Source organism: Streptosporangium sp. NPDC048886 (assembly GCF_055586905.1).
In genome coordinates, this window is the sequence record NZ_JBVJHH010000075.1 from 22,251 (window position 1) to 31,380 (window position 9,130).

The window sequence follows — 9,130 nt, forward strand, 5'->3', positions numbered from 1 at the left end:
ATAGTAGGGCATGGCCCTGACCGGAGCTCTTCCCGGCCGGGCGGGAGCCGTACGGCGGCCCCGCCCGGCCGGGCCGGGGCTCAGCGGGTGGGGGCGAAGTCGCGCAGGGCCACGGGCTGCTTGCCGGTGGTGATCTGCTCGGCGAGCATGCGCCCGGTGATCGGCCCGTGGGTGAGGCCCCACATGCCGTGCCCGCCGGCGACATATCGCCCGGGGGCGTGGGTGGCGCCGATGAGGGGCCGGCCGTCGGGCGTGACGGGGCGCGGGCCGACCCAGGTGTCGGTGCGCTCGTCCCAGGAGACGCCGTCGAGCAGCGGCCGGGCGGACGCGATGATCGCCTCGACCCGCCTCTGGTACAGCGGGGCGTCGGCGTCGCGGAACTCCATCGTCCCCGCCACGCGGAGCTTGCCCTGGTACGGCGTGCAGGCCACGCGGACGGCGGGCAGGTAGATCGGCCCGGGCACGGGCTGCTCGGTCGGCACGGTGAAGGAGTAGCCGCGTCCGGCGCGCACCGGCACGCGGACCCCCCACTCCTTGCCGAGCCCGTTCAGCCAGGCACCGGTGGCCAGGACGACGACGTCGGCCCCGACGGAGTCTCCCTCGCTCGACAGGACGGTGAGCCCGCCGGAGCCGGAGCGCACCTCGGTCACCCGGAAGCCGGAGCGGATCGTGCCGCCGCGGGCGGTGACGGAGCGGGCCAGTGACTGGGTGAACTGCCCGGGGTCGACGTAGCGCTGCCCGTCAAGCCGGATCCCGGCCCGCGCGCGGGAGGACAGCTGCGGCGCCTGCCCGCCGACCTCGTCGCCCTCGAAGGCGGTGTACTGGATCTCCAGGCCGGACCGGTTGATCCGCTGGAGCTCGTGCAGGAGGCCCACGGCCTGCCGGGGGCTCTCGAACGCGGCCATGATCGGGGCCTCCACCGTGGGGGCCTCGACGCCGTTGGCGGTGAGCACGTCGAACGCCTCCAGGCACTCCTCGTTGAACGGGAGATTGGCCTGGACGGCGCGGCCCCAGGACTTCCAGGTGCAGTTCATGGCGAACCGGGTGAGGAAGGACCACAGTCCCACGTCGGGGGTGGCGGGCACGTGCAGCGGGGCGCTCCGGTCGAGCAGGGAGCGCAGGCCGTAGCGGAGGATCCCGGGCTCGTTCAGCGGGATGGCCAGTCCCGGCGAGAGCCAGCCCGCGTTGCCCCACGACGCGCCCGCGGCCACCCCGTCACGGTCGACCACGGTGACGTCCACGCCACGTTCCTGCAGGAACCAGGCGGTGGACAGCCCCACCACACCGGCGCCGATCACCACCGCCGTGCGCGGCCCACCATCGATACCCATGACCACTTCTCCGCTCTGACGTGCGCTGCCTGCCACGGGCGTCGCCCGCGTGAGACGAGCATCGCCGCCGTGACGGCGGAACGGTCTGTGCGTGTTGGACAAGCACCGGGGGAGACGTTGTCCGGCTCCGACAAACAGGGAGAGATCAGGACGGCCTGTCCTGGCCGACGGCCAGCGCGATGATCATCGCCAGCCGTTTCTCCGGCAGTTCGAGCTGCAGGTCAGTGATCTCGGCCATCTTCCGGAGCCGGTAGCGGACGGTGTTGGGGTGGACGTCGAGGCGGCCGGCGGCGACGGCCAGGTCCCCCTGCGCCTCCAGCCAGGCGCGCAGCGTCACGATGTAGCGGGTGCCGTGCTCCGCGTCGTGCCGGGTCAGCTCGGCGACCGGCCCGCGGGCGGGGGTCCGCCCCGAGGAGGCGGCCGCGCGCAGGCGCTGCAGCAGGATCTCGTCCCACGAATCGTCGTAGACGACCGCCAGGTCGCCGCCGGGCCGCGCCGCCCGCAGGGCGAGGCTCTCGTCGGCCTCCTGCCTGCTGGCGGAGAGCTCGGTGGGCCCCGCCGCCCCGCCCACGCCGGCGAAGACGGTGACCTGCCGCGGCAGGACGCCCACGATCGCGGCGAGCCAGTCACGGGCGGGTGTGACGTCGTTGTCGCAGGGCAGCAGGGTGTACAGGGTGTTGCCGAACAGGGCGCTGCGCCCCGGCCGCGACCACCCGAAGCCCGTGGTCGCGCGCTCGAAGGCCAGCAGGATCGCGGCGTGCCGCTCCTCGGCGATGTGCGCCTGGAGGGCGATCACCCGGTACCGCCCCCGGGGCAGGCCGAGCCTGCTGACCACGGCGGGCGCGTCGGCCGTGCCCTCCAGCAGCCGGATGACGAGGTCGGACTCCACTTGACGTTCCAGGTCCGCGCTGACCCGGGAGCGCAGCAGGTGCAGCGCGACCGCCCGCGCCCCGTCGCCCAGGACGGTCCGGCGCTCGCCGGCCAGCGGGTGCTCGCACTCGACCCATATCGACCCGAGCAGCTCGCGGCCGGCGCGCACGGCGACGACCATGCGGCCCCTGAGGCCGTGCGTCGGGAAGGGGCCGACGAACAGCGGCTCGTCGGAGGTCGTCAGGTGCGCGAAGACGCCCTCCCGCTCGAACAGCCGGCGCATGGTGTCGGGCACCCGCCTGCCCAGGATCGTCTCCAGCCGCGCCGGGTCGGCGGTCTGCTGCGAGCCGGAGTAGGCCAGGACACGTGACATCTGGTCCTCGATCGTCACCGCGCAGCCGATCTCCTTGGCGAGGGTGTCCGCGAAGGCGAACAGATCGGTCGGCCCCCGCCCCGCCTCGGTCTCGCGGCCTTCGAGCACCAGGCCGTACACCACGCCGAAGAGCTGGCTCCAGGACACCTCCGGCTCCACGAGCAGCACGGCGATCCCGCTGTCCAGGGCGTCCGCCAGGGCGTCGCCGTCGAGCGGCGGGCTACCGCGCACCAGCAGCGCCGCGGCGCGCGCGGCCCGGGCCAGCCGTACGGCGTCGGCCGCCGAGTCCACGCCGACCGACAGGAACACGTCACCGGTCGCCGGGCGGGTGTCGGTCGGATCGTGCACCACGACGCTGCGCAGCTCCACCCCCCGCGAGGCGGGAGCGCAGCACAGCCGGGCGCCGTAACCGCCGAGAACGTTCACCAGCCGGTCCAGTTTCAGCATCCGCCGTGCCCACCCATCGCCGGCGCCGCCGCGGTCTCACCCACGGCCGGCTCCCGTACGGCTCCGTCCCACACCCATTGATTCTCCCTCTGACTCCCCCTCACCGGCGCCGGGGCGCGGTCACGTCGTCAGCAGTTCTACAGTGCCGCGCTCGCCGTCGACCCGGATCCTGGCGCCGTCGGGCAGGCGCATGGTCGCGTTCCCGGTGCCGACCACCGCGGGGATGCCGAGCTCGCGCGCGACGATCGAGGCGTGCGACAGGGGCGCGCCCATGTCGGTCACGACGGCGGCGGCGCGGGGGAACATCGGGGTCCAGCCGATGTTGGTCAGTGTCGTCACGAGGATCTCGCCCGGGGCGAGCCGGTCGCCGTCCTCGGGGCCGGCGATGACGCGGGCCACGCCCTCCACGACGCCCGGCGCGCCGGGGAAGCCGGTCACCGTGTCGCTCACCGGGGCGCCGCCGCCCCGGGCGTCGAAGATGTCGCCGCGCCGGTCGGGGTCGGCGGCCCAGCGGACCGGGTCGAAACGGCCGACGATCAGCGTGGGGTAGGCGGGCAGGGCCGCGTAGCGCTCGTAGGTCGCCCGCCGGACCGCCACCTCCGCCGGCGGGGCGCCGTCACCGCGCAGCACGGCGACGATCTCCTGGATCGACAGGAAGAACAGGTCGTCACCGTGGCCGGTGAGCTCCCCGGCCCGCCGGACGAAGGCGCGCAGTGCCCAGAAGGCGCGGATCACCTCCGAGCGGGTCGTCTCCCGGTCGCGGACGATCGCGTTCCACCGGCTCACCCGCCGGCGCATCTTCGCCGCCTTCGCGGGCCGGCGCTTCTCGAACCGCGCCCAGGCCGCCTCCCGCGCCTCCCGCTGGCGCTCCAGCAGCCGGTCCGCGTCGTGCGGGGTGTCGAGCATGGCCGCGAGCTGCGCGTCGATCCAGTCAGGGTCCTCGCCGGGGCGGGCGACGGAGACCTCGAACTCGTGCGGGCCGCGGTGGCCGTAGGCGAGGGCGAACGCCTCCCGGTCGATCTCGCCCCGGGCGAGCTTCTCCAGGCCGACGAGCGGGCCGAGGCTGGCCAGCTCCCCGTCGGAGTTGGCCCCGGTGAGCATGGCCTCGGCGTCGGTCTCGCCCACCATCCTGCGCAGCCTGTCGCGGGTCCAGACCAGGGAGCCGCCGCCCTGGCGTCCGGCGGCCTCCAGCATCCGGCAGGCGTCGACGAAGTACGGCAGCAGCTCCTGCTCCCACAGCTCGGCCAGCTCGCCGGCGGTGGCCGCGGTCGCGGCCCGCCCGCGCAGCTCCGTGCAGCGCTGCTGCGCCGTGGCGAGGAAGCCGGGCATCCTCTCCAGGCCGGCCGCCACCCTCCTGCGCAGGGTCAGGGCGAGCGGCAGCACGGCCCTGAGGATCCGCCGGCGTGAGGTGGGCAGCAGCGGCACGTCCAGGCCGGGCGGGAGCTTGCCGAAGACCTGTTCGGTCGCGCTGATCCGGCTCTGCATGCCCAGGGCCCTGGCCATCGAGAACACGACGCTCAGGTTCATGTAGAACCGGCCGCCGATGTTGCCGACCAGGTCGAAGCCGGGCAGGGCCGCGGCGGACATGGCCTCGTGGATGAAGATCTGGACGAGCGACCACGTGCACGGCGTCATCACGTCGGGGATGGCCTCGCCGAGGTTCGCGCCGGTCCACAGGTAGTCGCCGGTCAGGCTGTCGTTCCACTCCTCGACCGGCTGCCTGAGCCCGGTGACCGGACGGGCCTGCACGATGAGGAACGCCCCGTCGTGCGCGGCCCACTCCACGTCCATGGCCGTGCCGTACAGTTCCTCGATCCGGATCCCGATCCGCGCGAGCCGTACGGCCTGCGCCCGGTCGAGCACGGGCCGGTGGCGCAGCTCCTCGGGCACCGGCTCCTCCCGGGTGCCGCCGGGCGTGCGGACCGTCATGACGGTCTTGTCGCCGACGCGCTCCTCGACGACCTCGCCGGCGGCCCTGTCGACCACGACGACGTCGGGCGTCACCTGTCCGCCGACGACGGCCTCGCCCAGGCCCCACGAGGCGTTGATCACGACCTTGCCGCGCGCGCCGGTGACCGGGTCCGCGGTGAACAGCACGCCCGCCGCGTCGGCGGGCACCAGCTCCTGGACCACCACCGCCAGCGCCACGTCGTCGTGGGGGACGCCGTTGCCGGCCCGGTAGGCGATGGCGCGCGCGGTCCACAGGGAGGCCCAGCAGCGCCTGACCGCGTCGAGCAGGGCCTCGCCCCGGATGTTGAGGTAGGTGTCCTGCTGCCCGGCGAACGACATCTCGGGAAGGTCCTCGGCGGTCGCGGAGGAGCGCACGGCGACCGGCGTGTCGTCGCCGAGCTCCGCGTAGGCCGCGAGGATCTCCGCGGCGGTCTCCGGCGGCATCTCGCGCCCGGCGAACAGGGCCGCGATCCGCGGGGCGGCCTGCTCGGGGGGCGCGTCGGCGAGGGCCCGCATGATCAGTGCGTGCAGGCCGTCGCGGGAGACGAAGTCCCGGTAGGCGTCCGTGGTGATGTGGAAGCCCGCGGGGACCGGCAGGCCCGCGCGGGCCAGCCGGGCCAGCGAGGCCCCCTTGCCGCCCGCCAGGGCGAGATCGGCCGCCGCGTCGTGCAGGGGGAGGACGTTCACGTCGCATTCTCCTCAGTGCCGAGAGAGGCGCGCAGCTTCCGCTGGGCGGTCTCCACGGCGAAGTCGACAAACTCCAGGGTCGCCCGCGGGACCGCGCGGGCGCCGGCCGCCGGGATCGGGCCGGCGGGCTCCACCGCCCGGCTCCCGACGTCGGCCAGCAGCTCGGCCAGCCGCTCGTCGGGCAGCCCGTACCCCGCGGGCAGCATCGGCGGGACGAGCAGGAAGCCGTAGAGGACGGAGGCGAGCGCGGTCATGTGCTCGGCGGGCGAGAGGTCGGTCCGCAGCGCGCCGAGCCTGAGCAGCGCGCCGAGATAGCCCTCGAACCCGGTGGGCAGGTCGGCGGTGGCCGTGCTATCCCGCTTCAGCCGGGTGAGCTTGCCCAGCACCTCCGAGTCGCCCAGGAGACTCGCCCTCATCAGCGGCCTGTTCAGCAGCTCGGAGGCCAGCAGCCTGAGCAGGTCGCGGAGCGTGCCGGCGCCCTCCTCGACGCGCAGCCGCACCTGGGCGAGCATCTCGACCCGCTCCCGGCGCAGCAGCGCGGCGAACAGCTCCTCGCGAGTCCGCCAGTGCAGGTAGATCGTGCCCTTGGCGACCCCGGCCCGCCGCGCGATGTCCTCGATGGTGGTCTTGTCGTAACCCCAGCGCAGGATCAGGTCGGCGGCGGTGTCGAGGATGCGGTGGGCCCGCTCCAGCCGGTGGGAGGCGTCCTGGGGCGGCCGCCCCACCCTTCTGGTCCGTGGTTCCACGGTCTCATCCGCCGTTCATCCAAAATATGACCAGATTCGATTATTTGGTCATTTAATTGATACCACACCCCGGACCGGCGGCGTGAAATCCTGGGGATCGCCGTGTCAGGAGCCTGGAGCGGGGAACGGGATCGGGCATGACATCCCCCACCTCCGAGGCCGGGCAGGTATCCCTGAAGCGGGCCATCGGCCCCAAGCTGCTCCTCCTCTTCATCGTCGGCGACATCCTCGGCACCGGCGTCTACGCCCTCACCGGCAAGGTCGCGGGCAAGGTCGGCGGCGCGCTGTGGATGCCGTTCCTGATCGGGTTCGTGATCGCCGTGCTGACGGCGATGTCCTACGTCGAGCTCGTGACGAAATATCCGCGGGCGGCCGGAGCCGCCCTCTACACCCAGCGCGCCTTCCGGACGCCGTTCCTGACGTTCATGGTGGCCTTCGCGGTGATGTGCTCGGGGCTCACCTCGGCCAGCGCGGCGGCGCGGGCCATCGGCGGCGACTACCTGAAGACGTTCGTCACGGTGCCCGGCGTCATCGTCGGCATCGTCTTCATCGTGGCGGTCGCGCTGCTGAACTACCGCGGCGTGTCGGAGTCGGTGAAGACCAACATCGTGTTCACGCTCATCGAGCTGACCGGGCTCGTGGTGATCATCGTCATCGGCGTGTACGCGGTCGCCACCGGCGCGGGGGAGCCCGCCCGGCTGACCGAGATCCGCGCCGACCAGGAAGGCGGCCTGTTCATCGCCCTGCTCGGGAGCACCGCCCTCGCCTTCTTCGCGTTCGTCGGGTTCGAGGACTCGGTGAACATGGCCGAGGAGACCCAGGACCCCTCGCGCAACTTCCCCCGCGCGATCTTCCTCGGGGTGGCGATCACCAGCGCGATCTACATCCTCGTCGCCCTCACCTCTTCCCTCCTGGTCGACTACCGGGTCCTGGAGAAGTCGTCCGGGCCCCTGCTCGAAGTGGTCAAGGCCGGTGGGATCAACTTCCCGCCCCAGCTGTTCGCGGTGATCGCGATGTTCGCCGTGGCGAACTCCGCGCTGATCAACATGATGATGGCCTCCCGTCTGGTGTACGGCCTGGCCAACGAGCGGGTCGTGCCGCGCGCCCTGGGCCGGGTCGATCCGCGCCGCCGCACACCCGTGGTCGGCATCCTCTTCACCACGGCGCTCGCCATCGCCCTGATCTCGACGGGAGAGATCTCGGGGCTCGGCGACACCACCGCCTTCCTGCTCCTGTGCGTCTTCACCGTCGTGAACGTGGCCGTCCTCGTGCTCCGCAAGGACACCGTGGACCACCCGCACTACCGGGTGCCGACGATCCTGCCCGTGCTCGGTGCCGTCCTGGCGTTCGTCCTGGCCAGCCCCCTGACGGGCCGGCCCGCCGAGGTCTACATCCGGGCGGGCGTCCTGATGGGCGTCGGCCTGCTCCTGTGGGTGGTCAACTGGCTGGTGACCCGCCGTCAGGCGCCCGCCGTGTGACCGGGCCGCGCCGGCGCCGACGTGCTGGTCAGTGCTGTTCTTTAGGCAGTCCGCACCATCTGTTGATGGTCGAATACGTGTGATCGGTGGCATATCCGGAGATCTCAATAACGATCGGAAAATGCCGTCCGGCATTCGAGGCGCGGCGACCGCCCAAGGGCCCGGCGACCGTCGGCCGCGAGGGAGGTCCTCCGGCCGGCGGGCGTGAGACCCCGGCGCTCCGTCCGTGACCGGTCCCCGTCCCGGGAGGCGGTCCGCGGCAAGGGCGAGCCGTACGGCTTCGAGAAGGGGCATACATGGCGAACCCAAGGAAAGCCCCCGTACTCGCCGCTGAGATGGCTGCCGAGTTCGCGGGCACGCTGATCCTGATCCTGTTCGGGGTGGGCGTCGTGGCGCAGGTCGTCGCGGCCGGCCTCGGTGATCACGACAGCATCGCGTGGGCCTGGGGTCTGGGTGTCACCCTGGGCGTCTACACCGCGGCCCGGATCAGCGGGGCGCACCTCAACCCGGCCGTCACGGTCGCGCTGGCGGTCTTCAAGGGCTTCTCCTGGAGCAAGGTCCTGCCGTACGCGCTGGCGCAGACCGTGGGCGCGTTCGTGGCGGCGCTGATCGTGCGGTGGAACTACTCCGAGGTACTCGGCGCCTTCGACCCCGGCCACACCTACAAGAGCCAGTTCGTCTTCTCGACGATGCCCGGCAACGGAGCGCTGCCCGTCGGCACCTGGGGCGCCTTCCGCGACCAGATCATCGGCACCGCGATCCTGCTGTTCCTCGTCCTCGCCGTCACCGATCTCAACAACACCGCGCCCGGGGCGAACCTGGCGCCCTTCATCGTCGGCCTGATCGTCGTGGGGATCGGCATGGCCTGGGGCACCAACGCCGGCTACGCCATCAACCCGGCCCGTGACTTCGGGCCCCGTCTGGCCTCCTTCCTCACCGGCTACGGGACGGCCTGGCGCGACCAGTACGGCCAGCTCTACTTCTGGGTGCCCATCGTGGCGCCGCTGATCGGCGGCGTGCTGGGAGCCGGCCTGTACCAGCTGCTCGTCGGCCGGTTCCTGCCGATCGCCGAGGAGCCCGAACCCGGCCGCGTACCCACTGCGCCCGGACCCGCCTGAAGCACCGCCCGGCACGCCGCAGAGGAGGCGACATCCCATGGCTGACTTCGTCGGAGCCGTCGACCAGGGAACCACGAGCACCCGTTTCATGATCTTCGATCACGGTGGCAACGAGATCGCCCGCCACCAG

The 9,130-nt window shown here is 72.7% G+C and carries 6 protein-coding genes; 2 read left to right on the top strand and 4 right to left on the bottom strand.

The window, feature by feature from the left end; genetic code table 11:
• Positions 1 to 80: 80 nt before the first annotated feature.
• The 4 genes from ACZ6R6_RS47145 to ACZ6R6_RS47160 form a co-directional block, all read right to left on the bottom strand.
• Complete coding sequence (locus ACZ6R6_RS47145) at positions 81 to 1,331, bottom strand: NAD(P)/FAD-dependent oxidoreductase (protein WP_470103825.1); 1,251 nt, start codon at positions 1,329 to 1,331, stop codon at positions 81 to 83.
• 145 nt (positions 1,332 to 1,476) lie between these two features.
• Complete coding sequence (locus ACZ6R6_RS47150) at positions 1,477 to 3,021, bottom strand: PucR family transcriptional regulator (protein WP_470103827.1); 1,545 nt, start codon at positions 3,019 to 3,021, stop codon at positions 1,477 to 1,479.
• A 120-nt stretch (positions 3,022 to 3,141) separates the two neighbouring features.
• A complete protein-coding gene (locus tag ACZ6R6_RS47155; RefSeq protein WP_470103829.1) occupies positions 3,142 to 5,658 on the bottom strand; it encodes a PEP/pyruvate-binding domain-containing protein in 2,517 nt (838 codons plus the stop codon).
• Positions 5,655 to 6,404, bottom strand: coding sequence for a TetR/AcrR family transcriptional regulator (locus ACZ6R6_RS47160; RefSeq protein ID WP_470103831.1), 750 nt, complete (start codon positions 6,402 to 6,404; stop codon positions 5,655 to 5,657). The genes ACZ6R6_RS47155 and ACZ6R6_RS47160 overlap by 4 nt, the downstream gene beginning before the upstream one ends.
• Before the next feature lie 137 nt (positions 6,405 to 6,541).
• On the opposite strand from ACZ6R6_RS47160, the gene ACZ6R6_RS47165 reads away from it, so the two are divergent.
• Both ACZ6R6_RS47165 and ACZ6R6_RS47170 read left to right on the top strand, forming a co-directional pair.
• Positions 6,542 to 7,882 (top strand): APC family permease, encoded by a 1,341-nt coding sequence (locus ACZ6R6_RS47165; protein ID WP_470103833.1) that lies wholly within the window; start codon positions 6,542 to 6,544, stop codon positions 7,880 to 7,882.
• A 296-nt stretch (positions 7,883 to 8,178) separates the two neighbouring features.
• The gene (locus tag ACZ6R6_RS47170) at positions 8,179 to 9,000 is read left to right on the top strand and encodes an MIP/aquaporin family protein (protein WP_470103835.1); all 822 of its coding nucleotides are present in this window, start codon (positions 8,179 to 8,181) and stop codon (positions 8,998 to 9,000) included.
• Positions 9,001 to 9,130: the final 130 nt, after the last annotated feature.